Here is a 26,403-nt window from a genome sequence, read left to right as displayed (position 1 = left end):
TCCGCCTTTCATTGTCGGCCCGCCGGCGCGACCGCGCCGGAGGTGATGGCCCACCGGGCGAGCAGGAAGGAGAGCGGGGTGACGAGCACCCCCGCCGCGAGGGCGGCGATGTTCTTGTCCATCCCCAGCACGCCGACCGCGAGATAGAGCAGGACGCCCGCGCCCAGCAGACCGGCCACGCTGGAGACCGGGTAGCGGGCGAAGGCCCGCCACGTCGGCCTCGTCCGGAGCGTGACGAGGGAGTTGAGCAGGAACGACACCACGACGCTGATCGAGTACCCCACCAGATGGGCGGTCAGATACGGCATCCAGCGGTTCATCACGGCGTACACCGCCAGATAGACCGCCGTGTTCACACAGCCGATCGCCGCGAAGACCGCGAACTGGCGGACGGTGCGCCGCCCGGCCCGCCCGGCTCCCGCCGTGCCGGAGGGCTCGGCCTCACCGGCCGGGTCCCGCGGAGCCGCCGGACGCGGAGGTCCGGCGGGCGGCCGCACGGCCCGCGCCGTGTCCGTCTCGCGCACCACATAGTGCGGACGGTGCTTCGCCTCGTGATGGATCCGCCCCACGTACTCGCCGATGATCCCGAGGGTCACCCACTGCATTCCGCCGAGCGCCACCACGGCCGTCAGCAAGGTGGTGTATCCGGGAACGCCGACACCGTGCCGCACCGCGTGGACCACGACCCAGACGGTGTACGCCAGTGCCGCGAGAACGAGCCCGAGACCGGCGTGGACGGCCAGCCGCAGCGGCCGGCTGTTGAAGGAGACGACCCCGTCGATCCCCCGGCCTACCAGCTCCCCGACGCTTCGCCCCGCTCTCCCGCCCGCCGCCGTACGGCCGGGCTGCCGGTAGCTGAGGCTCACCGTGTCGAAGCCGATCCAGGAGAAGATCCCCCGGGAGTACCGGTCGTGCTCCGGGAGCGAGAGCACCCCGTCCACCGCCCGCCGGGACAGCAGCCGGAAATCGCCCGCCCCGTCGACGGGGCCGATCTCCATGAAGCGCTCCATCGCCCGGTGGCAGGCCCGGCCCAGGAACGCCCGAAGACCCTCGCCCGTACGGTCCCGCCGCGCGACGACCTGGTCGTACCCCAGCCGGCGCAGCTCCAGCATCCGGGGCACGAGCTCCGGCGGATGCCGGGAGCCCGCCTCCATGAGGATCACGGCGTCGCCGCGCGCCATGCGCAGCCCGGCGAGCGTGGCTGCCTCCGCGCCGAATCTCCGGCTCAGCGAGGTGAAGCGCACCCGGTGGTCCGAGGCGCTGAGCGCGATCAGCTGCGCCCTGGTGCCGTCGCGGCTGCCGTCGTCCACGTAACAGATCTCGAAGGACTGACGGGTGGGCACCAGCGCACCGACCAGGGCGGAGTGGAAGGTCCGGAGGATCTCCGACACATCGCGGCACGGTACGACGACGGAGACCCGGCCCGTCGTCACGGCGCGCAGGGCTCTCGCCGGATGCCGCCCATCGTGTACTCCCGCTCCGTGCCGGTGTTCTGAGTCTGTGCCTGCGTCCGTGTCCGTGCCGCGTCCGCGTCCGTGCCGCGTCCGCGTCCGTGCTCCGGGGTGACGCGCCCGTTCCCGGTGTCCCCGGGCATTCTGGTGCGCGGTCCGTCCCGTCGGAGGCGCGCAACGCGGAGGGTGTGCGCCGATGGGGTGAGAACGCCGGGCAGGCGGTCGCGGTCCACGCTCCCCGGCCCCGGGAGCCGCTCCCGTCCCCGCCGCCCACGGGCCGCCCGCCCCGGTCCGCGCCGCCGGACGGGCGCTCCCGAAGTGACCTTCCCCTCACCGCGCGCCGGGCCGTACGCGCTCCCCGCCGCGCGTCCCGTACCTCGGCGGCCCGGCCCACCACCGCTGACCAGGCGCGCGGCGGTACGGCGCCCCGGGCCGCACCCCTCGGCGGGCTACCCGGACCCACCCCCTCCGCACCCCGCGCCGGTTCGCGCCGGGCACGTTTTCCACAACCGGTTGCGGAACCCCTGGCCCAACGGGATATTGATCCTCCGTCAGGCAGGCGGGGGAGGTGGGCCGATGCCGCGGGACTGGGCGGGGGAGTCCGAGCGCGACCGCTCGGTGCAGAACTATGTGGAGTCGCTGCTGCTTCCGGCGGAGGGCTCCCACAGCGCCGCGCAGCGGCCGATGACGCTGGTCCTCGGCCCGCGCGGCAGCGGCAAGACCACCCTGCTGAGATCCCTCGCCGAGTGGGCCGGATCCGCGCCGGTGGTCCGGCTCGACATCGCCGAGATGGCCCGCCAGGAACAGCGCTCCGTCGATGTGCTCAAGGCGGTCGCCTTCGGCCTGGAGCCCCGCAAACGGCATGTGCCGCACATCTCGCTCCCCGCCTTCCGGCTGGTGTGCGCCGCGCTCGGGGCCGATCTGGATCCGGGGAACCGCGCCGCCGCCCGCCGGGGACTCGATCAGGAGCTCGCCGGTCCGCCGTCCCGCTGGCTCACCCATGTGCCCGAGGTGGCGCAGGTCGCCGCCTCCGTCGTCGGACTGCCGGCCGCGCTCACCGCCGCCCTGCAGCTGCTGCCGCTGGGCGAACGGCGCTGGCAGCAGGGCAGCACCCGCTGGACGCTCTCCAGGATCCGCCGGGCCACCGCCGTCACCTCGGCCCTCGACTTCCTCATCGAGCTGAACCTCGCCTACAACAGCGGCGCCGACGAGGACCGCTCCCGTACCGAACGCGTCGTCTGCGAGGTCTTCCTCCAAGAGATGCGCCGGGCCTACGCCCGCAAGGACTGGGCCGTCCGCTGCCTGGTGCTGCTCGACAACGTCGACAACCGGCTCGGCGGCGACCTGCTCCGGCTCCTCCTCCAGGAGCGCCGGGCGGAGAACGGCCCGGCCTGCGGCCACGACCCGCTGGTGGTGCTGGCCATGGCGGGCAGCTATCCCGAGACCCTGCGCGACGTCGAGTTCGGCTGGCAGTACGCGGGCGACGGCCACCCCGGGCACTGGCCGCCCGGCACCGCCTTCGCCCCGGGCCCGGTCACCGACGGACTGCGGGTCGGCCGGCTGCGCGATCTGACCCGCAATGAGGTCGAACAGCAGACCAAGGAGGTGCTGCGCTCGGCCTCCGCGCCCGCCCCCCGGGGCGGCGCCGGATCCCGCTGGCTCGGCTGGGCGGTGTACGAACTCACCCGGGGCCAGCCCGAGGGCACCGCCCGCGTCCTCGCCGCTCTGCACGCCTTCGAGCCCGCCGTGGAGTGGGAGGAGCGGCTGTGCCGCGTCCTCCTGCCCGCCACCGGTCTCGCCCCCGGCCTGCTGGAACGGCTGCTGCCGATCGATCTGCCCCGGGGACTCCGCCAGGCGCTGGTCCGCGCCTCCGCCGCCCCCGCCCTCACCCAGGCCCTGGTCACCCGCTGGATGCAGGACGAGGCGACCGACCATCTGCGCGGCGAGTTCCACTCCTTCGTCCGGGACCGGCTGCGCACCCTGCACATCGACACCGGCGACCCCTGCGCCGACGGCCCGCCCGGGACGCCCCACCCGCTGCTCCGCCGCCTTCTGCTGGACTCGCTCGACGACCCGGACCTGCTGCACGCCGGGCTCCGCACCGAGGCCGAGGCCCGCGGCGAGCCCGGACTCGCCGCCTATCACGCGCTCGCCACCGGCGATCTGCCCGCCGCGGCCGCCCATCTGGACGCCGCCTTCGACCGGCTCGAACCGGAGGAGTGGTGCGCCGAACTCTGCCGGCTCCGCCGCGCCCCGCTCCCCCGGTCCATCGGCGAGGCGGGCGACTCCCCGTGGAGCCGCTACGAACATCTGGTGCGCCATCTCGCGGACGACGCGGTCGGACCCCGGCTGCGGACCGTGACCCGGCTGCTCGCCGCCAGCTGGCTCGGCCCCGAGCCCGCCGACGTCCCCGCCACCGACCATGTCGGCGACCCCTACCGCGAACCGCTCGGCGACCCGTGCGCCTCCCTCTACGCGGAGATCAACGCGCGCTTCCACACCCTGGCCACCGCCCACACCCAGCGCGTCGCCTGGACGGCCGTGCTGCACGACAAGGCGGGGCAGTACGACAAGGAGCCCTGGCGATGACCCGCTCCCCGGCCGTCCCCGGCCCGCCGGTCCTGATCGTGCCCCGGCAGCCCCGGCGGCGGACGCTGTGGTCGGCCGGGGCCCTGGCGCTCGTCCTGATCGCCGGATACGGAGCCTTCCACCTCACCCGGGACGACCCGGGGTGCGCGGAGGGCGTCGCCAGAATGGCCGGCGGCGAGTGCGTCGGAGTCACCGACGGAAGCCACGCCTTCCCCGCGCTGCGCGGCATCAGCGACCGGATACTGGCCGAGAACCGGCGGGTCGAGGCGTCCGGCGAGCGATCCGTGACCATCGCCTATCTGGAGTCCATGTCCGGCGGGATCCAGGACCGGGGCCCCGAGGGCACCGTCCAGGCCGTCACCGGCGCGCATCTCGCCCAGCTCGCGCTCAACGCCGAGCGCGCCACCCTGCCCCGGGTGCGGCTGCTGCTCGCCAACACCGGCCGGGACGACGCGTACGCCGACCGGGTCGTGGACCGGCTGCTGAGCCTGCGGAAGAAGGAGCGGCTGGTCGCGGTCGCCGGGATCGGCCAGAGCGACGCCCGCACCGTCGCGGCGGTGCGCGCCCTGCGCGCCGCCGGGGTGCCCACGGTCGGGGCGACGGTCGCCGCGGACGAGATGCGCTCCAAGGAGCCCGGATTCTTCCGCGTCTCCTTCCCCGCGGGCGAACAGGCCGCGGCCGCCGCGCGCCACTTCAAGCGGGAACAGGACCGGCGGCCCGGATACCGGGTCCAGGTGGTCAAGGACAGCAAGTCGGGCGATTCGTACGCCGCCTCGCTGTACGAGGGGTTCCGCGCCGCCGCCGACCGGCTGGGGCTCCGGGTGGAGGCGACCGTCCCGTTCACCTCGGGCGCGGCCGAGGGCGAGGGCAACGCCCTGCGGGTGGTCGCCGAGAAGATCTGCGGCGACGAGTCCCCGCCGGACGGGGTGTACTTCGCGGCCCGGGGCCGCGAGCTGCGCGGCTTCATCGAGGCCGCGGGCGAGAACCGCCGCCGCTGCCCGGTGACCGTGCTCTCCGGCTCCAGCGCCGTCGGGGTCTACTTCGACACCGCCCACGAGAAGGGCGCGCGGGAACTCGCCGAACTCGACAACCGCTGGACGGCCAGCGGTCTGCGGGCCTTCTACACCGCCTACACCCATCCCTCCGCGGCGGCGCGGCTGTACGGCGGTCGCGAGCGCGGGCCGTTCCCGGACTTCGAGCGCCGGTATCTCCAGATACGCGGCGGCAGTCCGCGCGATCTCGACAACGGGCAGGCCATGGTCGGCCACGACGCCGTCTACACCGCAGGGATCGCCGCCCGGCGCGCCGTCGACAGCTACGGTCCGGACCGGGTCACCGCCGCGACCGTGCTCGATCTCCTCGGGCAGACCAACGGCACCTACCGGGTACGCGGCGTCAGCGGCCGGATCGCCTTCGCCCCGGACACCGGGGAGCCCGCCGACCGGCCCATGGCCCTGGTGGAACTGATACCGCCGGGCGTCCGGGGCGGCGACAAGGGGCGGTACGCCTTCGTCCGCACGCTCAGCCCCTGACGGCGGCCCGACGGCCCCCGACGCGGGCCCGCGCCGGTCTGCGCCCTCGCCCCCGGCCGCGCCCGTCCGGCTCCCGTCCCGGCCCGCGCCCGCCCCGCGCCCGGCCCGCGCCCGCCCCGCGCCCGCCCCGCGCCCGCCCCGCGCCCGGCCGATCCGCCCGTGTCCGGATCGGTCGGCGCAGCGTCATGGGCGGTGACCCGAGAGCCATCGGCGCAGGTCCAACGGTGCCATTCTGGGGGAAAATGATGCCTTATGGTCAATATATGCGGCCGCTGGTAGTATGACGGGCTTGCCGTCCCGTCCGGGTCACTCCCGGGCGGATCCACGAGGGTCGTTTCCAGGGAGTCTCATGCGTCGCCGAATACATCCTGCCGCAGCGACGGGCGGCGCGGTGGTGATCGGCGCGGGCGCCCTGTATCTCGCCGGGCTGCTGCTGACCGGCGACGAGATACCCGAAGGGACCAGTGTCCGCGGAGTGGACATCGGCGGCCTCAGCCAGTCCCAGGCGGAGAAGCGGCTCGACGAGAAGCTCGCCGCGGCAGGCTCGGCTCCGCTGGCCGTGAAGATCGGCGACCGCTCCGACACCGTCGACCCGGCCGCGGCCGGACTCGACGTCGACACCGAGGAGACCGCCGCCCGCGCCGTCCGCGAGGGCAGCGACCCGTTCACCGTCATCGGCGCGCTCTTCAGCTCCGACGGGGGCGACCGCGAGCCGGTGATCCGGATGGACGAGGCCAAGGCCCGTACCGCCCTGGAGAAGCTCGCCGACAAGCACGAGCTGAAGGTCCGCGACGGCGCGATCTCCTTCGCCGACGGCGAGCCCCGGCAGGTGCGGCCGCGCAGCGGGCAGACCCTCGACGTCGAGGGCTCGATCGATCCGCTGCGCTCCGCGTACCTCGACGGCAGGACCGGGCCGGCGAAGCTCCCGACCCGTGAGACCGAGCCGAAGATCGGCACGGCGGAGACCGAGCGCGTGATGAACGAGTTCGCGCGGCCCGCGATGTCCGGGCCGGTCACGCTCACCACGGGCGGCGAACGGATCACCATCAGCCCCGCCGTCCTCGGCGAGCACCTCACGGTGCGGCCCGACGACGAGGGCAAGCTGGTGCCGAAGCTCGACGGCAAGGCCCTGACCGGCGATCCGGAGCTGGCCCGCTCGTTCGCCGACGCGACGAACGAGGTCACCGACGCCGAGCTGCGGCTCGACGGCGACCGCGTGGAAGCGGTGACGGCCGGCGCCCCCGGCCGGGAGGTCACCGCCAAGGCGGTCACCGAGGCCGTTGTGCCCCTCCTCACCAAGACCGGCACGGCCGCCCGCACCGGCGAGGTGGCGACCGAGCTGACGCAGCCCAAGGTGACCCGCGAGAATCTGGACGAACTCGGGATCAAGGAGGAGATGTCCTCCTTCACCGTGGACTTCGAGCCCGCCGAGTACCGCACCAAGAACATCGGCCGCGCCGTGGAGCTGATCAACGGCTCGGTCGTGCTGCCCGACGAGACCTGGAGCTTCAACAGCACCGTCGGCGAGCGCACCAAGGCCAACGGGTTCGTCGACGGCACGATCATCCTGAACGACCAGTACGCCAAGGCCGCCGGCGGCGGCGTCTCGGCCGTCGCCACCACCGTCTTCAACGCCGTCTTCTTCGCCGGCGTGAAGCCCGTGGAGTACGGCGCGCACTCGTTCTACATCGAGCGCTACCCGGAGGGCCGCGAGGCCACCGTGGCCTGGGGCAGCCTCGACCTCAAGTTCAAGAACGACTCCGGCAACGCCATCTACATCCTGGCCGAGTCCACGAACTCCTCGGTGACGATCACCTTCCTCGGCACCAAGAAGTACGACTCCGTGGAAGCCGTCAAGGGGCCGCGCACCAACGTCCAGGAGCCCGGCACCCGCCCGGGCAACGCCAAGGAGTGCCAGCCGCAGACCCCGCTGGAAGGGTTCGACGTCACGGTCGAGCGCGTCCTCGGCTCCGGCGGCGAGGAAGTGAAGCGCGAGCCCTTCCACACCCGCTACACCCCCCGCGACAAGGTCACCTGCGAGGACTGACCCCGCATCAGCCCCCGTCGCCCCGCGATGATACGACGCGCCGTCCGGACACCGTTCCGGGCGGCGCGCCGTCGTCGGGGGCGCCCGGCCGGAACGGCGGCGACCCTGCGGCGACCCTGCGGCGGGCCCGGGCGGAGCCGCAGGCGCGGGGAGCGCGTCCGGGTCAGGAACGCGCCCCGCCCACCGGGGCCTTCGCCCGGCGGCTCGGCAGACTCAGCCGGGCGGACCACAGCCCGGCCGCGCCGACCAGGCCCCACAGCGCCCACGGGTCGATCGCGTACACCGCGCCGCCGACGAGCGGCCCGGTGCCCGTGCCGACCGTGTACGCGACCCCGTGCAGCCCCTGATAGCGCCCGACCATCCCCGGCGGAGCCAGATTGCCCACATGGGCCTGGGAGACGGCGCTGTTCGTCATCTCGCCGACCGTCCAGATCACCACCGTCGCCGACAGCAGCACCAGATCGGTCCCGAAACCGGTCAGCGCCAGGCCCGCGCCGGTGATCAGATTGCCCACGGCCAGAACGCGCTCCGGCCGGCACCGGGCGACCGCGCCGGTGACGGGCAGCTCGAAGAGCAGCACCAGCAGTCCGTTGAGCCCCAGGAGAAGACCGAAGTCGCGCTCGCTCAGACCCACGGCGTCGATGTGCAGGGGCAGGCCCGCGGTGGACTGGACGTAGACGAACTCGGCGACCGCGGTCATCAGCAGAAAACGCGTCAGGGCCCGGTCCGCGAGCACCCGCCGGTACCCCGCCGCCCGAGCGGCCCCCGGCCACGCCGCCGACCGGTTCGTCCCCGGGTACGCCGCCCCCTTCGCCCCCGCGCGCGTCCCGTCGCCCCGGTCGGACCGCGCCCCGGGCGCGTCCCGCGGCAGCGCCGCCACGACCACGCCGAACAGCAGACACGCGACGGCGTTGACCAGGAAGAGCCCCGTGTACGAGGAGCCGGCCAGCACCCCGCCGATGACGCCGCCCACCGCCGAGCCCACATTCAGCGCGAACCGGAACACCCCGAAGGCGGCCAGCCGACGCCGCTCGGTCGCCACCGAGTCGACCAGCGCCGCCGCCGCGGCCGGCCGGTAGATCTGCGACGTCACACCGATGAGAGCGACCACCGCGACGATGAGGGGCAGCGGGTCGAGGAACGGCACGACCGCCGTCGGCCCGGAGGTCGTGACCGCGGACAGCACGATGGTCCGCCGCCGGCCGATCCGGTCGGCGAGATGGCCGCCGACGGCGTTGCCGAGCACCCTGCCCACCCCGGACACGCCCAGCACCAGCCCCGCCGCGCCGGCGGAATGACCGCGCCCGGTCAGATAGAGCACGATGAACACGGGCAGGAAGTTGCCGATCTGGTTGACCAGGATCCCGAGACTGACGATCCACACCCGGCCGGGCAGACCGCGCAGAGCCTCGCGGAACGACGGCTCGCCGGCGCCCGGCCGCTCCGGCGGCGCGGTGCTCACGCGACGGGCTCGGTGCGCACCCGGATCGCCGCGGCCAGCCGCCTGCTGTGGGCGATCGCCTCGGCGGCGGTGTCGCCGCGGGCGACGACATGACCGACCTTGTCCTCGTTCCACGCCAGCGGCGGCACCTCGCCCCCCGGCCGCACCCCCAGCCGGAGGTCGACGAACGCCGGGTCCGCGCGCACCGCGTCGACGCCGGTCACCTCCACGACCCGGCCGGGCTCCGGGGTGAGGAACCGGACGGCCGCTCCGCCCCGGGGCTCGGGCGACCCGGTCAGCGGCTCCACCAGGCCGAAGCCCGCGCCCAGCGCGTAGCGCTCCATGTCGACGCCGTACACGGTCTCGGTCAGTTCGTTGATCCGGTCACCGCCCACCCGGTTGTGCGACTCGACGATCCGGGGCCCGCGCGAGGTCAGCTTGACCTCGGTGTGCGCCGGACCGCCGCGCAGCCCCACCGCGTCGAGGAACTCCGCCACCGATCGGCCGACCTCGCGCAGCGTCTCCGCCGGGCAGCCGCTGGGCTGGGAGTGCCCGATCTCGACGAAGCCGGGCCCTCCGCACTCCTTGTCGGTCACCGCGACGACCACATGACGGCCCTCGAAGGTCAGCGTCTCCACGCTGATCTCCGGACCGTCGAGGAACTCCTCCATGAGGAACGCGTCGAAGGAGTCGGCGCGGGACAGATCCTTGGCGGACCAGCGCCCGGCGCCGAGGGACCGGAACCGCTCGGCGACCGTCTCCGCGTCGGCCGGGTCGCGGACGAGGAACACCCCCAGGCTGCCCGATTCGCTGATCGGTTTGACGACGACCGGGAAGCCGTGCGCCGATCCGAACTCCCGCAGCTCGCGGGCGGAACGGCCGACCCCGGCGGCCACCGGGCCGATGCCCCGCGCCGCCAGCCGACGCCGCATCCGCCACTTGTCCAGCAGCAGTTCCACGGTGGCCACCGACTCGCCCCCGAGCCCGAGCGCCTCGTTGACCCGCGCCGCCGGCAGCAGTCCCAGCTCGAACAGCGATACGGCCGCCCGGAACGGACGGTCCTCGTGCAGCGCCCGGACCAGCGGAAGGAGCCGGTCCACATCGCCGTAGTCGAGCAGCAGCGCCTGATCGACACAGGGCCAGTGACCCCGGTCGTACTCGTCGGGGAACTGGGCGTGCACCACGTCCAGGCCGAGCTGCCGGGCCTTGCGCACGTGCTGGAGCGCGCCGCCGACGATCAGAACGCGGGGGCGTCCGCCGGAGATCGCCGAGAACCGTGTGCCGATGGGAGGGATCATGCCTCGACGATCCTCCCGGTTCGAGGAGCCGGCGTATCGATTGACCATCACGGCCAATCGGGGCGCCGTCCTGTGGTGCCCCGTGCACCATGGGGCCATGGGCGTCGACATCGACATCACCGGGCTTCCACGGGAGCGCATCGTCTTCGGGCCGTCCCCGCTGGCCGAATTGGGCGCGGCTCTCCATGTGCTCTCCGAGCCCGGCCACCACCCGGGCCTGCACGGCTGGGCGACGGCGACGGCCGCCGGACTGAAACCGGATCTGCTGAGCCGGATGTCGGAGGCGGAGTTCCTGTGGCGGTCGACGCGGTCCGACATCCTGCTGCCCGGCCGTGCGACGCCGTCGGCCACCCTGGCGGAGGAACTGGACGCGGTGGACCGGCTCGACGACGAGACCTACGTCGAAGCCGCGCTGGAGATCAACGCCTCCGGCTGCGCGCTGCGCGGCGGGCGCTCCCCCCTGGTGGACGCCGCCGCCCGGGACGCCGCCCTGGAGCGGGCGTCCGCGCGCGGGCCCCGGCAGTTCGGCTTCGCCCAGCGTCTGCTGGAGGATCCGGCGGCGGTCCGCGACTGGATCCGGCGTCTGCTGGAGGACTGCGACGACGCGTTCTTCGCCGAGGTCTGGCAGCGCGTCCGCCCGCGACTCGTCGCGGACGCGCGGGAGAAGTCCGAGCTGCTGCGCCGCCGGGGCCTCGCCGACGCGCTCAGCGCGGTGTCGCCGACCGTGACCCTCCGGGAGGACGAGCGGGGCCGGCGCATCCATGTCGACAAACTGTCCCAGGGCCGGACGAGCGCCGCCCAGCCGGGCGTCGACCCCGGTGTCACCTTCGTGCCGAGCACGTTCGGCCGGCCCCATGTGCTCGTGCAGCACGCGCCGGGATGGCGGCCTGTCGTCGAGTACCCGGTCCCGTCCTCCGAGACGCGACCCGGCCCGGGCGCCTCCGAGCTGGCGGAGAAGCGCCTGATGGCGCTCGCCCACCCCGCCAGAATCCGCCTGTGCTGGGCACTGGCCCGCGCCCCGCACACCACGAGCGAGCTGGCGAAGGTCTTCGGCATGACCGCCCCCGAGGTGTCCCGCCATCTCAGGGTCCTGCGCCAGGCCGAGATGCTCACCACCCGGCGGCACGGGAGGTACGTACAGCACCAGCTGGACCTCACCGTGGTGGCGCGACTGGGCAGCGACTTCCTGGAGTCGATCCTGCGCTGACGCCGGGGCCGCCCGCGCTCTCCGCCCCCGGAGGACCGGCGCGGCGGGCCGGTCGCCCCGCCGTACGCCGTACAAAGACCACTCCGCCGTACGACAGGCCCTTTCGCCGGACGACGGGCCCCGCGAAACGTGGCATCCTTCGGCGGTGCGACTCTCCGACCGAGCGGCCGCCGTCGACCTGACGCCGCTCCGCTACCAGTTCACGAGGGCCAGTGGTGACCACTGGGACGACAACTGGCTCGTCATCAGGGCCGAAGTCACCACTCCCACGGTCCGCCGGTCCTTCACCGACGCGTGTCTGCTGACCGACGAGGCCCGTCGGCTGTCCGCGTGGCTGCGCGCCGTCGCGGACGGAAGGAGGCCGGACGCGAAGCCGGACCCGGAGGGGGACCTCGTCCCGGACCTCGCCTTCCTCGAACCGCTCCTCGCCTTCAGCCAGGTCCGGTGGCACGACGGCGCGGGAGTGCTGCGGGTGCGTCTCTCACCCGGGGACGAGCCCGTACAGGGGCGCGACGAGAGTCCCGACGACGTGATCGAGATCGAGGTGATCGAGGTCGAGATCGAGACCGACCGGGCCGGGCTGACGCGGGCGGCGGAGGAGTGGGATCGGCTTCTCGCGCCGTTTCCCCCGCGCTGAGGACGCGGTCCGGCGTTCGGCGTGCCGATGGCCCGTCATGGCTTCTCCCCGCGCCGCGAGCCGGCCGTACGGAGATGGTCGCCCAGCCGTACGGAGCCGTCGCCCGGCTGTACGGAGCCGTCGCCCGGCCGTACGGAGCCGTCGCGGGCCCGGTCCCGGCGCGGGCCTTCGCTCATCCCATGACCGGGGACGAGTCCTGACCGGGCCAGGGCACATCGGTGGCGACCGGGGCCGTGTAGTCGACGCCCGGCACGGAGAATCCGTACAGGCGCCGGACCTCGCCGCGGAACCAGTCGAGGTCGGCCAGGCCGGCGATGGTGTCGGTGGCCGCGGCCTCCCAGCGTTCGGCGACGGCCGACTGGACGTCGTCGGTCAGCTCCCAGCCGTCGAGGCGGATCCGGCCCTCGTCGTCCAGGGCGAGCGCGGCCGCGCCGGTGAGCTGGTCCCACAGGGCGGCGAGCTGGCGCACCGGCGGGACCAGACCCTCGCCGAGGACTCCGCGCAGCAGACCGGTGTACAGGGCGATGCCGGGGATGGCGGTGGAGGACTGGGTGACGGCGGCCCCGTTGACGGAGGTCACCGCCCGTCCTCCCACCGTCTCGCCGAGCCTCCGGTTCAGGGTGCGGGCGGTCGCCTCCAGATGGGCCTTGGCGGTGCCGATGGTGCCCTGCCGGTAGATCGCCTCGGTCAGCGGCGATCCGATGTACGACAGCGCGGCGGTGGTGAAGCCCTCGGCGAGCAGACCCCGGCCGGCGAGGCGGTCGATCCAGCGCTCCCAGTCCGCGCCGCCCATCACGGCCACCGTCTGCTCGACGTCGTCGCCCTCGGCCGGCCCGGTCTCGACCTCGCGGACCTCGGGAACGCCCTGGCCGTCGAAGACGAGGGTCTTGGTGCGGTTCGTCCGGCCGATCGGCTTGAGGACGGAGGCGTACACGGCCCCGGTGTCGGGGTCGGTGCGCCGGGGCGCGGCCACCGAGTAGATCAGATGGTCCAGCCGGCCGCCGAAGCGCCGCTCGACGATGTCGGCGACCTGGTCCTTCATCGCGTCGGAGAACGCGTCGCCGTTGAGGAACACCAGATCCCGCTCGGCGTCACGGGCGATGCCGGCCGTGGCGGCGGTGCGGTACCAGCCGGCCGTGGCCGTGCGCCGTTCGGTGGGGGCCTTCTCGAAGGAGACCATGACGCCGCGGATGCCGGCGCGCTTGAGTCCGGCGAGCGTGGCCGCCAGGCCGTATCCGGCGGAGGAACCGATGATCAGCGCCACCGGTCCGGCGCCCGCCGGCTCGCTGTCCGGAGCCGGGCACTCCTGCCACATGTCGGCCACCAGCCGCTCGCAGCCCGCCGGATGGGAGTCGAGGAAGAGGAAGCCCCGGTTGCGGGGGGTGAGAACACGCTCGCTCACGATGGTCGTCCTTGGGTCGGCCGGGACACGGGCGCGGCGACCGGCGCGGCCGCCACGTCCCGCCAGTCTGCGACAGGGCGGGCCCGGACAGCGGCCGCGCGGGGGACAACGATCACGAGCCGGCCTTGGAGTGTTCCCACCACGTTCGGGGGATGTCCCGGCCCCGACCGGGGCGGCGCCCACGGCGGTTCCGGGGTTTCGCCGGTCTCGTCCCCCGCTTGCCGCGGCCGTGTCGCCCCCTTCGCCGACGTCCGCGGACAGATCCTGTCCGCAAGGCATGTCAGGGTGGAGCCGGGGGCTGGGTCGGACTCCGAGCGACTCCCGCCCGCACATGAACCAGGCAACGAACGGAGCAACTTGATGAGCCGTCACATCCAGGTCACCTTCGACGCCCGCGATCCGAGGGCGCTGTCGTCCTTCTGGCGCGAGGCGCTGGGCTATGTCCATCCCGGGCCGCCCGGGGTCGAGCTGCCCGAGGGCGCCGACCCGCTGGCCGCGTGGGACGACTTCCTCGCCCGGCTCGGGGTGCCGGAGGAGGAGCGCAACACGAGGTCGGCCATCGAGGACCCGGACGGACAGGGCCCACGGGTGTTCTTCCAGCAGGTGCCGGAGGACAAGACCGCCAAGAACCGCGTTCATCTCGATGTCCGCGTCGCCCCCGAACTGAGCGGGGACGAACGGATGGCGGCGCTGGAGGCCGAGTGCGACCGGCTGCTCGCGCTGGGGGCGGAACGGGTGCGCCGCTTCGAGCCCGAACCCCCGATGAGCACCGGCTTCATCGTGATGACCGATCCCGAGGGCAACGAGTTCTGCCTGGACTGACCGGGGCGGACGCGGTCGCGGAGCCCCGGCCGTCCCCGGCCGGGGCTCCGCGCGAACCGCCGCGATGGCCGCCTCAGTCGACGATCTCGGCGTCGATGACGTCGTCGTCGTAGTAGTGGCCGTCGGATTCATCGGATTCGCCGGATTCGGCGGAGGGGATCGAGGCGTCCACGTCGTCCGAGGCCGCGGGCAGGTCGAAGGCGTCGGGGGCGGCCCCGGGCGGCAGCTGCCGGCGCCGGTCGCGGTCCCTGGTCACCAGAAACCTGAAGAGGTCCGACGCCCGGTCCTGCCGCTCGCTCTCCGGGCCGCCCTTCAGGGCCTCCATCAGCAGCAGAACGAAGGTCAGACGGTCCTCCCCGGGACGGCTCCCCATGTACCGCGCGACCAGCGCGGGAAGATCCGGACCCGCGCCCGGCACGTCGACGGGCAGGGCCGCGCCCCCGAGGGCGTTCGCGGAGATCTCGCCCGCCGCGGCCCGCTGCCACAGCTTGTCGAAGCGCAGGAGCTGTTCCTCGGGAGTGGTGTTGCGCGCCCGGGCGCCCAGGATCTCGACCAGGGCGTCGACCGTGTCCCGCCGGGGCAGCGCCGTCCCCGTGAGAGCGGCGTGCAGGGTGCTGCGCGAGATCTTCTTCTTCGCCTCGTCGCTGAGGGCCGCGTACATCTCGGTCAGTGAGGGACGGCCGGCCCACAGGTGGAAGGTGTGGAGGGCGTCGTTGAGCGCTTTGAGCGGTCCGTCGTCCAACCGCGGTTTCGTGAAGACTCCAGGCTTCCCCAACCCGCACACCCCCGTGTCCAGAACCGTCCAGAACCGTCCGGTCAGGATGCCACCGCGTACGGACGCGTGTGGTGCCGTCCGTACATGTGGGGAAGCGGCGGCACGCCGTCCGACGGGGCGGGAGCCGGGTGCACGGTGGTCGCGGTGGAGGCCCGAAAGGGCTCCGGAGAAGGGGAGTTGCCGTGGCTGAACTGTTCGCTCTCGTGTACGAGGGGCTGCTGACCAATCTGCCGTCCCAGCTCGTCGGCGGAATCCTGGCGACCGGAATCGGATGTGCCTGGCGGCGCCGGACGCAGCGGCCGGGCGTCCGGTCGAGCGCCCGTCGCGCCGGGACGGAGGGCAGGGCCGACAGGGCCGGTGAGACCGGCGACCGTGACTGACCGCGACTGACGGAGGAAGCGCTTCCCGCGCCGATTGAGCGGGCCCGACTCCACGGACCCGGCGGCGCGGGCAAGGCGGCACGGGCCCGACTCCACGGATCCGGCGGCGCGGGCCCGACTCCATGAAGGGCGCGGCACGGGCACGGCGTACGGCGGACGCGGTACGGAAGGAGTCGGGCCTCGCACCCGTCCGCTGCCCGAGCCGCGTCGAGGAACCGGGGGCCCGCGGTGACGCGGGCCCCCGCACACGCCCCCGGATCCCCCGGATCAGTCCCGGTCGACCTGCTCCCGTACGACGGTCCCCTTCGCGGCGTCGATCGTGAAGTCCGCCTCGGTCCAGTCGTCCGTGTTCGCGACCTCGACCTCCCAGACGGCGACGTCGTTGTCGTCGTCGTCGAGCTGGATTCCGGTGACGGTCCCCGGCTGCTTGTCGGTGGCGGTCCTGACCGCCTGCTCCGGGGTCTGGGTCGCCCGGCCGAGCAGCCCCGCGAGGTGCTGCTTCTCCTCCGCGTCCTGGCCCTGTTCGAGCCGGGACTCGGTGACCTTCCCGGTGACCGCGTCGATGATCACGATCCGGGCCGTGCCGTCCTTCTGGGCCACGGTCGCCGCCCACTGCGGGGAGCCGGGGCTCGAGGAGGGCCGGGGCGACCCCGTGGCCTCCGAGGGGCTCGGAGGGCTGGGGGCGCGCTCCAGATCGAGTTCGACCAGCTTGCTCTGGGGCTCCTCGCCGACGGCCGTGTCCGCGGCCTTGTCCCAGGTGATCTTGGTGGCCCCGACCAGCGCCTGTCTCCGCTGCCGCTCCTGCGAGAGGGACGGCACGGCCGAGGGCGTCGAATGGGTCGGCTGGGCTCCGGCCTCCCGGGCGGCGTCGGCCGCCGACGTCACCGAGTCCTTGTCGTTCCCGCAGGCGGCGAGGGACAGCAGAGAGCCGGCGACGGCACAGATCGCCGCGACGGTACGGGCCCGGCGGGGGCGCGGGGCGGATGCTTGCGGCTGACTCGACTGAGGGCTCATACAGCCACCGGTATCCCCTCGCCGCCCGCCCCTACCCGGCTGCCGCCACGAGCCACCCGATCGGCTGCCCGTCCGCCCGTCCGCGCCCGTCCGCCCGTCCGCCCGTCCGCCCGTCCGCCCGTCCGCGCCCGTCCGCCTCTCCGCGCCCGCCCGCAGAACCGTCCCGCCTGCCCCGGCGGACCGCTCCACCGCCCTGTCCGAAAAATCGCGTGCACACCACGGACGGACTTGAGTACGATGTCGGCGCGAGTGAACGGGAACGTAGGGAGATCGACATGTTGGGCGACGACGACATCTCCGGGTGATACCGGAAGTGATCGGCCACCGGCAGGCACGCACCACCACCGCCGCCGTGGCCCTACCAGTCGTTTCGTCAATTCCCCCCGGCGGGCGCCCTCGGCGCGCCCCCGTCACCGCATGAGGTGTCCCGAGTACATGTCAGACGCATCCATCATCTGTTCGAACCTCTCCTTCTCCTGGCCCGACGACCAGCCCGTCTTCCAGGAGCTGTCCTTCGCCGTCGGCGGCGGCCGCACCGGGCTGGTCGCGCCGAACGGGGCCGGCAAGTCCACCCTGCTCAAGCTGATCGCGGGGGAGTACCGGCCCACCGGCGGAGCCGTCACCGTCCAGGGCGTACTGGGCCATCTCCCGCAGAACCTGCCCCTGATCGGCGATGTGACCGTGGCCGAGGTCCTGGGCGTGGCCCCGGTCATCCGCGCGCTCGACGCCATCGAGTCCGGGGACGCCGACGAGAAGCACTTCGCCACGATCGGCGACGACTGGGACATCGAGGAGCGCAGCCGGGCCCAGCTGGAGCGGCTCGGACTCGGCGACATCGCGCTCTCCCGGCCGCTGCACACCCTGAGCGGCGGACAGATCGTCTCCCTGGGCCTCGCGGCGCAGCTGCTGAAGCGGCCGGACGTCCTGCTGCTCGACGAGCCGACCAACAATCTCGACCTCGAGGCACGGCACCGGCTGTACGGAGCGCTCGACGACTTCGGCGGCACTCTGCTGGTGGTCAGCCACGACCGGATCCTGCTCGACCGGATGGACCGCATCGCCGAACTCGACCGGGGCGAGATCCATTTCCACGGCGGCAACTTCACCGCCTACGAGGCGGCCGTGCGCGCCGCGCAGGAGGTCGCCGAGAAGAACATCCGCAGCGCGGAGGCGGAGGTCAAGCGGCAGAAGCGGGAGATGCAGCAGGCCCGGGAGCGGGCCGAGCGCCGGGCCGGCAACGCCGCCCGCAATCTGAGCAACGCCGGTCTGCCGAGGATCTTCGCCGGGAACATGAAGCGCGGCGCGCAGGAAGCGGCGGGGAAGTCGCACCAGACCCACTCCGCCCGGTTCGGCGAGGCCAAGGCCCGGCTGGACGAGGCGGGCCGTGCCCTGCGCGACGAGCAGCTGATCGCCCTGGAACTGCCCAAAACCCGGGTCCCGGCGGGCCGCACCGTCTTTCTCGGGGAGCGGATGCGGATCCGGCGCGGCGAGCGGGAACTCTTCACCGGAGACGGTCTCGACCTGGCGATCCGCGGCCCCGAGCGGATCGCGCTGACCGGCCCCAACGGCGTCGGGAAGTCCACCCTGCTGCGAGTGATCAACGGTGAGCTGGAAATCGGCGGCGGGGTGTCGAAGCCGGCCGTCGGCCGGGTCGCCCATCTCTCGCAACGGCTGGACCTGTTGGATCTCGACCGCACCGTGGCCGAGAACCTCGCCGACGCCGCCCCCGGGATGCCGGAGTCGGAGCGGATGAATCTGCTCGCCCGCTTCCTGTTCCGGGGCTCCCGCATCCATCTGCCGGCCGGGGTGCTGTCCGGGGGCGAGCGGCTGCGCGCCACCCTGGCCTGTGTGCTGTACGCCGAACCGGCCCCCCAGCTGCTGCTGCTGGACGAGCCGACCAACAATCTCGATCTGGCCAGCGTCGGTCAGCTGGAGAGCGCGCTCAACGCCTTCGAGGGCGCGTTCGTGGTGGTCAGCCACGACGAACGGTTCCTCGCGGAGATCGGGATCGACCGCTGGCTGCGGTTCGCGGACGGCCGGCTGCTGGAGACCGGGCCCCCGGCCCCGGCGGACCCGCTGACCGACGGCCGGTAGCCCCGCCCCCGCCTCAACCGCGCCGTCGGGCGTGCCGGGACCGACCATCCGGAGGAGTACACCGCCGCGCGCGAGCTGCGGCTGACCCCGGCCCGGCGCGCCCGCCTCGACCGGCCCGCCGGGCCGGGGGCCGAGCCTCACGCCCCGTCCGGCTCCTCGGGGTCCACGAGGTCGAGGTAGCGCGCGAGCTGGACCGCGCCGGTCAGCATGGACCGGCTCCGCCGCGACAGGCCGGCCCGCCACCCGCGGAGCGTCTCCTCCAGCGGGGCCGCCCCGCCCGCGGACCTCAGCTGGTCGACCACGGGCGCGATCCGGCTCAGCGGGTGGCCGCCGCGCCGCAGCTGCTGGGCCAGGTGCGCGTCGCGCACGGACTCCGCGCCGTACCGCCGGTAGCCGGACACCGGGTCGCGCTCCGGGCTGAGGATCCCGGCCCTCTCCCACGTACGGAGCGTGGCCGGATGCACATCGAGCCGGCGGGCGAGCGCGCCGATGGACATCGGCCGTTCGCCCGCCGGGAGCGGCGCCGGGGCCGCCGTGATCTCGCCCAGCGCGCGGCCCACCTCGTCGAGGGTCACCCGGTCCCGCAGCGACCGGGCATGGCTCTCGTCCACGAGCCGGAAGACCGCCTCCCGGTCCGCCGCGTTGGCGCTCCGCATGATCGCGCCGGCCGTCGTGTGCCCGTGCCCCGGCCTCAGCGCGAGAAAGGTCCGGAGCGCCTGGGCGTGCACCCGGGTGTACTGCCGGTACCCGTGCGGACTGCGCGGCGCGGGCGGCAGGATCCCGTCCTCCTCGTAGTTGCGCACGGCCTGCGTCGACAGACCGTGTTCGCGGGCCAGATCGGCCGGCCGCAGCCGCCCCTGACTCATCCCCATCACCCCGTGTTTGAGAGTTGTCGGCGTATCGCGGCGGCTGATCGGTCAAAAGTCTCAACCGGGCGTTCAAAGATAAAGTTGAAGGTAATCCAACCCCTCCAGGAGCGGAAGAGATGCCCCTTCGAACCGCCCTTCACTCATCGGGCCTGCCCTTCACCCACACCGGCTCCGGCCTCGGCCGCGCGCTGGACGAGTTCCTCGACTCCCGTGACGTACCGCCCCTGCTGCTCGGCCTGGGCGAACCGACCCATGGCATCGAGGCGTTCCCCCGCTTCCGCAACCAGGTGCTGAGACATCTGGTCGAGCACCGGGGCTGCCGTTCGATCGCCGTCGAGAGCGACTGTCTGGCCGCCCTCGCCGTGGACGAGCACATCACCGGGGGCGGCGGCCGCCTCGAAGACGTCCTGGCGACCGGTTTCAGCCACGACTTCGGCGCGCTGGCGGCCAACCGCGAGCTGGTCGGCTGGCTCCGCGGCCACAACGAGGGCCGCGCACCCCGCGACCAGGTCAGATTCCACGGCGTCGACGCCCCGATCGAGATGTCCGGCACGGAGAGCCCGCGTACCGCGCTGACCGCGCTCCACCGCTTTCTCGCCGACCATCTCGACGCGTCCGCGCTGCCCTGGCCGCGACAGACGATCGACTCACTGCTCGGCGACGACGCGGCGTGGAACGACCCGGCGACCCTGATGGACCCGGCCCGGTCCGTCGGCGGCTCCGACCGGGCGCGGCGACTCCGCGCGATCACCGACGATCTGCTGGGAGTCCTCGCGGCCGAGTCGCCGGGCCTGGCCGCGGCCGCCTCGCCGGAACGCCTCGCCAGGGCGCGGCTGTTCGGACGCACGGCGCGGGGTCTGCTGCGCTACCACGCGATCATGGCGGACACGGCGGCCGCGCCGGGAGCCCGGATCGCCCGGATGATGGGGGCCAGGGACGCCATGCTGGCGGAGAATCTCCTGGCCGTCGTGGAGGCCGAGCGGGACCGGGGCCCGTCGCTGGTGTTCGCCCACAATCACCGTCTGCGGAGGGACAGCAGCGCCTTGAGGTTCGCGGGCATGGATGTGACCTGGTGGAGCGCCGGTACGCACGCCGCGTCGGACCTCGCGGAGCGGTACGCCGTGATCGCCTGCGACCTCGGAGCCGCCCCCGCCCGGGGGATCGGGGAGCCCGCGCCGGACACCCTTCAGGGGCTTCTCCACGAGGTCACCGAAGAACGGGCCCTCTTCCCCGCCGGCCCCCTGGCGGCGGCCGCGGACCGCGCTCCCGTCCTCGTCCCCCGTACCGGACCACTGGCCCACCAGGGCTATCTGGCCCTGGACTCCGTCGACCTGGGCGGGGTCGACGCGGTCGCCTTCTTCGCCGATGCCGATGCCGATGCCGCGCCCGCGCCCGCGCCCGCGCCCGCGCCCGAGCCCGACGCCCTGCCCGGCGGCCGTCGGGGAAGCGGTCAGACATGGCCGAACGCGTCCAGGCACTCCTGAAGGGACATTCCCCCGAGGATCGCCTCCCGCACGCCGTCCTCCGCCCGGGTCAGTTCCTCGGCCCGGGCGAGGACCCGGTCGATCCGGGGGCCGGGCACGATGAGCGCTCCGTCCTCGTCGGCCAGAACGAAGTCGCCGGGCCGCACGGTGACCCAGCGCGTCGTGGCCCCGCGCACCCGGACCGGCCGCTGGGCTTCGGTGACCCGCCACCGGCCGATGGACTGGACGGGGCTGCGGTAGCGGCCGAAGACGGGAAAGCCATGGGCCCGGAGCTGCCGGAGATCCCGTACGCCCCCGTCGACCAGCGCGCCGACGGATCCGCGCCCGGCCATGCCGAGCGCGATGAGTTCGCCGAAGTGGCAGACGCCTTCGCCGTTCCCCGCCCATACGGAGACCTCGCCCGCGCCGATCTCGGCACAGGCCCGCATCTTCGCCGGATCGCCCGTGCCCTCGTACGGGGTCATGGCCCCCGCGACGGTGAAGGCCCAACCCGCCGGTCGTTCCCCGGAGAGCGCGGAAAGACCGGGGTGGACTCCCTGGTCGGTGAGGCCGAACTCGTCCAGGGCGTCGGCGGCGGCAGAGGCGCCGAACGCCAGGAACCGCGCGCGGACGCCGTCCCGTTCGGACCGGTCGGGTGTCATGGTCGGTCTCCTCACGTGCTCGGGATCACGCCGTCGCCGACGCGGTGACCGATCCGGCGGCCTCCTGTCGAAGCCGGTGCGCTCACCCGGCGGTTCGGGGGAGGGATTCGAGGGCGGTCAGGACCCGCGCGACATCGCCCGCGGTGTTGAAGCCGTGGAACCCGAACCGGACGGCTCCGGCGCGCGCCGTCGCACGCACCCCGTGGGCGTGCAGGCCGCGCATCGCGCGCTCGGCGTCCGGGACCCGGAGGGTGACGACATGGCTCGGCCGCTCGCTCGGCGAGCGGACGAAGCCGCGCTCGCCCGCGCCGTCGCGGAGCAGCCGGGCCGGCCCGAGACAGTGCCGTTCGAGGTTTTCGCGGTCGAGCGAGCCGATCAGATCGAGCGCGGCGGCCGCCCCCGCCCAGGACGGCCAGCACAGCGACATGTCGAGCCTGCGGGCGCCGGGAGCGTACGACAGCGGACCTCCGAAGTAGTCCCGCCAGGGGTGCGAGGCGCTCCTCGGGTTGGGGGCCAGCTGCGTCAGCCCGGCGAGCCGGTCGGGACGCACGTACAGCCAGGCCGCGCCCCGGGGCAGAGCAGCCACTTGTAGCCGTGCACGGCGATGTAGTCGGGCCGCACCGAATCCGGCAGCGACAGCACGCCCGCGCTCTGCGTCGCGTCGACGAACAGCCGCGCCCCGACCTCCCGGCAGCGCGCCGCGACGACGGACAGATCGGTCCGCCACCCCGTGGCGGACTGCACGTCGGCGATCGCCACCAGCGTCGTCCCCTCGGTGATCGCCGCCGCCAGGTCCTCACTCCTCAGCCGCCCCCGCGGCATCGGCGCCGTACGCACCTCGACACCGCGCTCCTCGGCCGCGAGCCGGGGGAAGAGATTGCTGCGGTACTCCAGCGCGCCCACCACCACCCGGCTCCCCGCGGGCAGCGACGCGGCCACCGTCGCGGCGGCCTCCGCCACCGACTGCGCCAGCGCGACGTCCGCGGAGTCCACCCCGAGCAGCCGGGCCATCAGCCCACGGCCGCGCCGCGCCGGCTCGTCGCGCCGCGACCGGGAGACGGCCTCCGACTCCCAGCCGTCCAACTCCTCGCGCAGCGCGCGCGTCACCGGCCGGGCCGCGGGGGCGCAGCTGGGCGTGAACAGCCACGCGACGTGGTCGTGTACGGGGAACTGGTCACGGAAGCGCGCGAGATCCACGTCTGCCGCCTCCTTGCCCGGGGACGCGCGAGGGGACTGCCCCACCGGAGGTCGCCCCGGTGCTCCGAGCATGGAGACCATGGGGGCATGCGTCAAAGGAATGTCTTTCATGTCCTCCATGAAGCGGGCTCATGATGGAACTCCAGCAGCTGCGCTGCCTCATGGCGGTCCTGGACACCGGCTCCTTCACCAGGGGCGCCGAGACCCTGCACGTCACCCAGGGAGCGGTCAGCCATGCCGTGATCGGGCTGGAACGAGAGCTGGGCGTCGCGCTCGTGCGGCGCGGACGCGGCCCGGCGACCGCCACCGGCGCCGGAGCGCGCACGGCCGTCCACGCCCGGGCCGTACTGGCGCGCGTCCGCGCCGCCGAGGAGGAGATTCTCGCGCTGCGGGGACTGCGCGCGGGCCGGCTGCGGGTCGGCAGTTTCACCAGCGCCTCCACCCGGCTCCTGCCCCGCCTCCTCGCCGCCTACCGGCTGCGCCACCCCGGGATCGACGTGTCCCTGCACGAGGGGAATGACGTGGAGACGGGGGAGCGGCTGATCAGCGGCGAGGTCGATGTGGGCTTCGTCGTCCTCCCGGCCGGCGAACTGGACGCCGTCCCCGTGGCCGAGGACGAACTGACGCTGGTGCTGCCCGGGACGCACCCGCCGGCCCGGTACGGGACGGTTCCGCTCGCCGCGCTCGCCGCGGAGCCGATGATCCTCTCCACCGGAGGCTGCGCGGCACTGGTCCGCGACGTGTTCCGCCGCGCCGGACTCGGTCCGAGCGAGGCCGGCGCGGTCAAGGAGGGAGTCACCGCCCTGGCCATGGTGGAGGCCGGTCCCGGACTGGCCCTGATGCCCGAACTGGCCGTGCCGCCCCTGCCCGCGGCCCTGGTCACCCGCCCGGTGGACGCGCCCCGGGCGACGGCCCGCCGCCGTCTCGGCCTCGCCACCCGAGCCTCGGAGGCCCCCGGCCCCGCGGTGCGCGCCTTCATCGAGCCGGCGCGGGAGCAGACGGCGCGGGTGAAACAGACCGAGCCGACGGAAGCGCGGAAGCGGGAGATCGTCCCCCGCCCGCCGGCCGACGGCACGACCGCGAGCGTCCCCTGACCGGGGCGGGCGTACCGTCGGCCGGGGCCGGCAGGCGTACATCCGGGAGGTGTTTTGTCCGCCATCGGGGTGATACATGAAACTCTCGCCCATACCGCCGGGACTTCGCTCCGAAGGGTGAAGTGAGGCCGCCCACTCCGGGTGAGCCGCCACTCAAGGAGCACGATCATGCGCATCTCCGTCGCCACCGCCGCCGCCTGCCTGGCCGCGGCCCTCGCCGCCCCAGCCCTCGCGCTCGCCGACTCCGGCGCCGCGCCCGCCGCGCCCCGCGACCGGGCCGCCGCCGCCCCGAAGGCGCTCGTCGCGCTGGGGCTGACGGCCGATCAGCGGCTCGTCCGGTTCGCCGTCGACAAGCCCGCCGAGACCAAGACCCTCGGCCGGATCAGCGGCCTCACCGGCGACACCAGGCTCGTCGGCATCGACCGCCGCGTACAGAATCTGGCGCTGTACGGCGTCGGCGACCAGGGCGGCGTCTACACGCTCGACACGGCCGCCCGGGCCGTGAAGGTCTCCCAGCTGACGGTCGCGCTCGCGGGCGCCCGGTTCGGCGTCGACTTCAACCCCGCGGCCAACCGGCTGCGCGTCATCAGCGACACCGGCCAGAACCTCCGTCACAACATCGACGACGCCGCGGGCGCGCCCGGCACCGTCGTCGACGGCACGCTCACCAACCCCACGGCGCCGCCCGCCACCGCCCAGGGCGTCACCGGCGCGGCCTACACCAACAACGACCTCGACGCCGCCACGGCGACCACCCTGTTCGACATCGACACCCTCGCCGACCGGGTCGTCCTCCAGTCGCCCGCGAACGCGGGCAGTCTCGCCCCCACCGGCGGCCTGGGCGTCGACGCCGGCCCCGACGCCGGATTCGACATCCACTTCTCCCCGGCGGACGGCGTCAACCGGGGCTTCGCGGCCCTCCAGCGGGGCTCCGCCCACCGTCTGTACGAGGTCGACGTCCTGACCGGCGCGGTACGCGATCTCGGGGCCTTCCCCGCCCGTCGCCAGGTCACCGACATCGCCCTCCCCATCGACCGGAGCTGACGATCGTCCGGTCCCGGACCCGCGCGGGGTCCGGGACCGGGAGCGTCCGTACCCGGGGCTACTTGGGCATGAGGACGGTGTCGACGATGTGGACGGTGGCGTTGGCGGTGGTGACATTGCCGCAGACGACCTTGGCCGTGCCGTCGACCGTGTAGCTCTCACCGGAGCCGGCGGTGGTCAGGGTGCCCTTCTGAAGGGTGGTGTGGGTGCCCTGCGCGAGCTTCGCGGGGGTGAGGGGCTCGCCGACCACATGGTGGGTGAGGACCTTGGTCAGCATGGCCTTGTCGGCGAGGACCTTGTCGAGGTCGGCCTTCGGGATCTTGGCGAACGCGTCGTTGGTGGGGGCGAAGACGGTGATGTTCTCCGCGTTGTTGAGGGTGTCGACCAGTCCGGCCTTCTTGACCGCGGTCACGAGGGTGGAGAGGGCGGGGTTGTTGGACGCGGCGGTGGCCACGGGGTCCTTGGCCATGCCGTCGAAGGAGCCGGAGCCCTCCTTGGGGACGGTGGCACAAGCGGTGCCGAAGGGCTGGTCGGGAGCGGTGGCGGGGGCCTTGGACTCCTGCTTCTGGGCGTTGTCCCGGGGCGTCTCGGCGGCGCTGTCCTTGGTGGAGCCGGAGTCGGAGCAGGCGGTGAGGACGAGGGGGAGGAGGGCGGCGGTGGCGATCGCGACGGCGGCGCGGCGGAGACGGGGGGTGTTCACGGGGACTCCTGAGGTGTGGTCGGTTTCCAGTGGGGAGGCCGGGCCGCCCGGCGGGGTCCCGGGTCCGTCCGGACCGTGGACCGCCGCCTGGCGGGGCCTGCTCACAACCGGCATTCGGAGCCGCTCGCGATCCGGATTGGCCGATCGCCCGATCAGGTTCCGGACGGCGGCGGGTTGACGCCCGCGACCGCCGGGCCCGGGGACGTCCCCGGGCCGGTACGGGGCCCCCGCCCCGTACCGGCCCGTACGGGGCCCCGCCCCGCCTCCGATCGGCCCGGGCGGATCCTCCGCCTCCGATCGGTCCGGGTGATCGCGCCGCTTCTGGGCAGTCGGGAGAGGAAGGACGACACGACGAGGACACCTGGAGGAGCGTATGAACACGACAACAGCCGCGGGTCTGGCGGCGGGCGGAGCGACGGCGTGGATCGGTCCCTTCCTCGTCGGCCTCGCGGTGGTCGCCCTGCTGGCCGGCATCGTGATCCGGCGGCGGGGACGGGGCCGGAGCAGGCCGCCGCGCCCCGACGAGCAGCCCGCCGCCACCGCGCGGCGCGCCGCCGAGCGGGGGCAGCCGGGCACACCGGGCGACACGGGAGGCACGGCGGGCACGGGAACGCGGCCGGAGCGGGACCCGGAGCGCTGACCGGCCGGGTGCTCCCCCGGTGGCGGTCGGGCCGCCGTGTCGTCG

At 73.9% G+C, this 26,403-nt stretch carries 24 protein-coding genes; 12 read left to right on the top strand and 12 right to left on the bottom strand.

What is annotated here, in order from left to right:
• Positions 1-8: 8 nt before the first annotated feature.
• The gene (locus ACF089_RS20650; protein ID WP_392028517.1) at positions 9-1,391 is read right to left on the bottom strand and encodes a glycosyltransferase; all 1,383 of its coding nucleotides are present in this window, start codon (positions 1,389-1,391) and stop codon (positions 9-11) included.
• 636 nt (positions 1,392-2,027) lie between these two features.
• On the opposite strand from ACF089_RS20650, the gene ACF089_RS20645 reads away from it, so the two are divergent.
• The 3 genes from ACF089_RS20645 (at position 2,028) to ACF089_RS20635 (ending at position 7,619) form a co-directional block, all read left to right on the top strand.
• A complete protein-coding gene (locus tag ACF089_RS20645; protein ID WP_392028515.1) occupies positions 2,028-4,040 on the top strand; it encodes an ATP-binding protein in 2,013 nt (670 codons plus the stop codon).
• Positions 4,037-5,572, top strand: coding sequence for a hypothetical protein (locus ACF089_RS20640; RefSeq protein WP_392028513.1), 1,536 nt, complete (start codon positions 4,037-4,039; stop codon positions 5,570-5,572). Before ACF089_RS20645 ends, ACF089_RS20640 begins: the two co-directional genes overlap by 4 nt.
• Before the next feature lie 349 nt (positions 5,573-5,921).
• Positions 5,922-7,619: a VanW family protein gene (locus ACF089_RS20635; protein WP_392028511.1), complete on the top strand. Its 1,698-nt coding sequence runs from the start codon at positions 5,922-5,924 to the stop codon at positions 7,617-7,619.
• A gap of 163 nt (positions 7,620-7,782) precedes the next feature.
• Here ACF089_RS20635 and ACF089_RS20630 read toward each other — a convergent pair whose 3' ends face one another.
• Together ACF089_RS20630 and ACF089_RS20625 are read right to left on the bottom strand one after the other, a co-directional pair.
• Positions 7,783-9,081, bottom strand: coding sequence for an MFS transporter (locus ACF089_RS20630; RefSeq protein WP_392028509.1), 1,299 nt, complete (start codon positions 9,079-9,081; stop codon positions 7,783-7,785).
• Positions 9,078-10,358 (bottom strand): ATP-grasp domain-containing protein, encoded by a 1,281-nt coding sequence (locus ACF089_RS20625; protein ID WP_392028507.1) that lies wholly within the window; start codon positions 10,356-10,358, stop codon positions 9,078-9,080. Before ACF089_RS20625 ends, ACF089_RS20630 begins: the two co-directional genes overlap by 4 nt.
• Before the next feature lie 97 nt (positions 10,359-10,455).
• Here ACF089_RS20625 and ACF089_RS20620 point away from each other — a divergent pair, with 97 nt between their 5' ends.
• Both ACF089_RS20620 and ACF089_RS20615 read left to right on the top strand, forming a co-directional pair.
• Positions 10,456-11,565, top strand: a complete 1,110-nt coding sequence (locus ACF089_RS20620) for a DUF5937 family protein (RefSeq protein ID WP_392028919.1) — start codon at positions 10,456-10,458, stop codon at positions 11,563-11,565.
• A gap of 145 nt (positions 11,566-11,710) precedes the next feature.
• Positions 11,711-12,202 carry a hypothetical protein gene (locus ACF089_RS20615; protein ID WP_392028505.1) on the top strand — a complete coding sequence of 164 codons (492 nt, stop codon included), beginning with the start codon at positions 11,711-11,713 and terminating at the stop codon, positions 12,200-12,202.
• Positions 12,203-12,237: 35 nt separating this feature from the next.
• Here ACF089_RS20615 and ACF089_RS20610 read toward each other — a convergent pair whose 3' ends face one another.
• Both ACF089_RS20610 and fabV read right to left on the bottom strand, forming a co-directional pair.
• Positions 12,238-12,378 carry a hypothetical protein gene (locus tag ACF089_RS20610; RefSeq protein ID WP_392028503.1) on the bottom strand — a complete coding sequence of 47 codons (141 nt, stop codon included), beginning with the start codon at positions 12,376-12,378 and terminating at the stop codon, positions 12,238-12,240.
• On the bottom strand, positions 12,375-13,604 hold the full coding sequence (gene fabV, locus ACF089_RS20605; protein WP_392028501.1) for an enoyl-[acyl-carrier-protein] reductase FabV: 1,230 nt from the start codon (positions 13,602-13,604) through the stop codon (positions 12,375-12,377). The genes ACF089_RS20610 and fabV overlap by 4 nt, the downstream gene beginning before the upstream one ends.
• A gap of 360 nt (positions 13,605-13,964) precedes the next feature.
• Here fabV and ACF089_RS20600 point away from each other — a divergent pair, with 360 nt between their 5' ends.
• Positions 13,965-14,426: a VOC family protein gene (locus ACF089_RS20600; RefSeq protein ID WP_392028499.1), complete on the top strand. Its 462-nt coding sequence runs from the start codon at positions 13,965-13,967 to the stop codon at positions 14,424-14,426.
• 73 nt (positions 14,427-14,499) lie between these two features.
• Here ACF089_RS20600 and ACF089_RS20595 read toward each other — a convergent pair whose 3' ends face one another.
• Complete coding sequence (locus tag ACF089_RS20595) at positions 14,500-15,168, bottom strand: hypothetical protein (RefSeq protein ID WP_392028497.1); 669 nt, start codon at positions 15,166-15,168, stop codon at positions 14,500-14,502.
• 215 nt (positions 15,169-15,383) lie between these two features.
• Between ACF089_RS20595 and ACF089_RS20590 the strand changes: the two genes are divergently transcribed.
• Positions 15,384-15,581, top strand: coding sequence for a hypothetical protein (locus ACF089_RS20590; RefSeq protein WP_392028495.1), 198 nt, complete (start codon positions 15,384-15,386; stop codon positions 15,579-15,581).
• Positions 15,582-15,848: 267 nt separating this feature from the next.
• Here the strand turns inward: ACF089_RS20590 and ACF089_RS20585 are convergent, their stop codons facing one another.
• Entirely contained in the window at positions 15,849-16,595 is a 747-nt protein-coding gene (locus ACF089_RS20585) for a PepSY domain-containing protein (RefSeq protein ID WP_392028493.1), read from the bottom strand.
• A 435-nt stretch (positions 16,596-17,030) separates the two neighbouring features.
• Between ACF089_RS20585 and ACF089_RS20580 the strand changes: the two genes are divergently transcribed.
• Positions 17,031-18,689 (top strand): ABC-F family ATP-binding cassette domain-containing protein, encoded by a 1,659-nt coding sequence (locus ACF089_RS20580; protein ID WP_392028491.1) that lies wholly within the window; start codon positions 17,031-17,033, stop codon positions 18,687-18,689.
• A 137-nt stretch (positions 18,690-18,826) separates the two neighbouring features.
• Here the strand turns inward: ACF089_RS20580 and ACF089_RS20575 are convergent, their stop codons facing one another.
• Positions 18,827-19,561, bottom strand: a complete 735-nt coding sequence (locus tag ACF089_RS20575; protein WP_392028489.1) for a MerR family transcriptional regulator — start codon at positions 19,559-19,561, stop codon at positions 18,827-18,829.
• A gap of 113 nt (positions 19,562-19,674) precedes the next feature.
• On the opposite strand from ACF089_RS20575, the gene ACF089_RS20570 reads away from it, so the two are divergent.
• Positions 19,675-21,042, top strand: coding sequence for an erythromycin esterase family protein (locus ACF089_RS20570; RefSeq protein ID WP_392028487.1), 1,368 nt, complete (start codon positions 19,675-19,677; stop codon positions 21,040-21,042).
• Here the strand turns inward: ACF089_RS20570 and ACF089_RS20565 are convergent.
• The 3 genes from ACF089_RS20565 to ACF089_RS20555 form a co-directional block, all read right to left on the bottom strand.
• On the bottom strand, positions 21,009-21,683 hold the full coding sequence (locus ACF089_RS20565) for an RraA family protein (RefSeq protein WP_392028485.1): 675 nt from the start codon (positions 21,681-21,683) through the stop codon (positions 21,009-21,011). The genes ACF089_RS20570 and ACF089_RS20565 overlap by 34 nt on opposite strands.
• Positions 21,684-21,765: 82 nt before the next feature.
• Positions 21,766-22,269 carry a hypothetical protein gene (locus ACF089_RS20560; protein WP_392028483.1) on the bottom strand — a complete coding sequence of 168 codons (504 nt, stop codon included), beginning with the start codon at positions 22,267-22,269 and terminating at the stop codon, positions 21,766-21,768.
• Positions 22,206-22,880: an aminotransferase class V-fold PLP-dependent enzyme gene (locus ACF089_RS20555; RefSeq protein ID WP_392028481.1), complete on the bottom strand. Its 675-nt coding sequence runs from the start codon at positions 22,878-22,880 to the stop codon at positions 22,206-22,208. The genes ACF089_RS20560 and ACF089_RS20555 overlap by 64 nt, the downstream gene beginning before the upstream one ends.
• A gap of 131 nt (positions 22,881-23,011) precedes the next feature.
• On the opposite strand from ACF089_RS20555, the gene ACF089_RS20550 reads away from it, so the two are divergent.
• Positions 23,012-23,974 carry a LysR family transcriptional regulator gene (locus ACF089_RS20550; RefSeq protein WP_392028479.1) on the top strand — a complete coding sequence of 321 codons (963 nt, stop codon included), beginning with the start codon at positions 23,012-23,014 and terminating at the stop codon, positions 23,972-23,974.
• 168 nt (positions 23,975-24,142) lie between these two features.
• Positions 24,143-25,018, top strand: a complete 876-nt coding sequence (locus tag ACF089_RS20545; protein WP_392028477.1) for a DUF4394 domain-containing protein — start codon at positions 24,143-24,145, stop codon at positions 25,016-25,018.
• A gap of 58 nt (positions 25,019-25,076) precedes the next feature.
• On the opposite strand, the gene ACF089_RS20540 is transcribed toward ACF089_RS20545, so the two are convergent.
• On the bottom strand, positions 25,077-25,718 hold the full coding sequence (locus ACF089_RS20540; protein ID WP_392028475.1) for a fasciclin domain-containing protein: 642 nt from the start codon (positions 25,716-25,718) through the stop codon (positions 25,077-25,079).
• A gap of 373 nt (positions 25,719-26,091) precedes the next feature.
• On the opposite strand from ACF089_RS20540, the gene ACF089_RS20535 reads away from it, so the two are divergent.
• Entirely contained in the window at positions 26,092-26,358 is a 267-nt protein-coding gene (locus tag ACF089_RS20535) for a DUF6479 family protein (protein ID WP_392028473.1), read from the top strand.
• The last annotated feature ends 45 nt before the right edge of the window (positions 26,359-26,403 follow it).

Origin of the sequence: Streptomyces sp. NPDC014894 (assembly GCF_043080985.1) — a bacterium.
Classification (GTDB): domain Bacteria; phylum Actinomycetota; class Actinomycetes; order Streptomycetales; family Streptomycetaceae; genus Streptomyces.
The sequence above is the reverse complement of the archived record's forward strand: the minus strand, read 5'-3'. Positions and strand labels throughout refer to the sequence as shown.

Excerpts from the sequence above, each read along its gene's own strand:
- ACF089_RS20635 (WP_392028511.1), top strand. The coding sequence starts at position 5,922 with ATGCGTCGCCGAATACATCCTGCCGCAGCGACGGGCGGCGCGGTGGTG.
- ACF089_RS20580 (WP_392028491.1), top strand. The coding sequence starts at position 17,031 with ATGTCAGACGCATCCATCATCTGTTCGAACCTCTCCTTCTCCTGGCCC.
- ACF089_RS20570 (WP_392028487.1), top strand. The coding sequence starts at position 19,675 with ATGCCCCTTCGAACCGCCCTTCACTCATCGGGCCTGCCCTTCACCCAC.
- ACF089_RS20625 (WP_392028507.1), bottom strand. The coding sequence starts at position 10,358 with ATGATCCCTCCCATCGGCACACGGTTCTCGGCGATCTCCGGCGGACGC.
- ACF089_RS20620 (WP_392028919.1), top strand. The coding sequence starts at position 10,456 with ATGGGCGTCGACATCGACATCACCGGGCTTCCACGGGAGCGCATCGTC.
- ACF089_RS20585 (WP_392028493.1), bottom strand. The coding sequence starts at position 16,595 with ATGAGCCCTCAGTCGAGTCAGCCGCAAGCATCCGCCCCGCGCCCCCGC.
- ACF089_RS20645 (WP_392028515.1), top strand. The coding sequence starts at position 2,028 with ATGCCGCGGGACTGGGCGGGGGAGTCCGAGCGCGACCGCTCGGTGCAG.
- ACF089_RS20610 (WP_392028503.1), bottom strand. The coding sequence starts at position 12,378 with ATGAGCGAAGGCCCGCGCCGGGACCGGGCCCGCGACGGCTCCGTACGG.
- ACF089_RS20600 (WP_392028499.1), top strand. The coding sequence starts at position 13,965 with ATGAGCCGTCACATCCAGGTCACCTTCGACGCCCGCGATCCGAGGGCG.
- ACF089_RS20575 (WP_392028489.1), bottom strand. The coding sequence starts at position 19,561 with ATGGGGATGAGTCAGGGGCGGCTGCGGCCGGCCGATCTGGCCCGCGAA.
- ACF089_RS20565 (WP_392028485.1), bottom strand. The coding sequence starts at position 21,683 with ATGACACCCGACCGGTCCGAACGGGACGGCGTCCGCGCGCGGTTCCTG.
- ACF089_RS20550 (WP_392028479.1), top strand. The coding sequence starts at position 23,012 with ATGATGGAACTCCAGCAGCTGCGCTGCCTCATGGCGGTCCTGGACACC.
- ACF089_RS20545 (WP_392028477.1), top strand. The coding sequence starts at position 24,143 with ATGCGCATCTCCGTCGCCACCGCCGCCGCCTGCCTGGCCGCGGCCCTC.
- ACF089_RS20640 (WP_392028513.1), top strand. The coding sequence starts at position 4,037 with ATGACCCGCTCCCCGGCCGTCCCCGGCCCGCCGGTCCTGATCGTGCCC.
- ACF089_RS20535 (WP_392028473.1), top strand. The coding sequence starts at position 26,092 with ATGAACACGACAACAGCCGCGGGTCTGGCGGCGGGCGGAGCGACGGCG.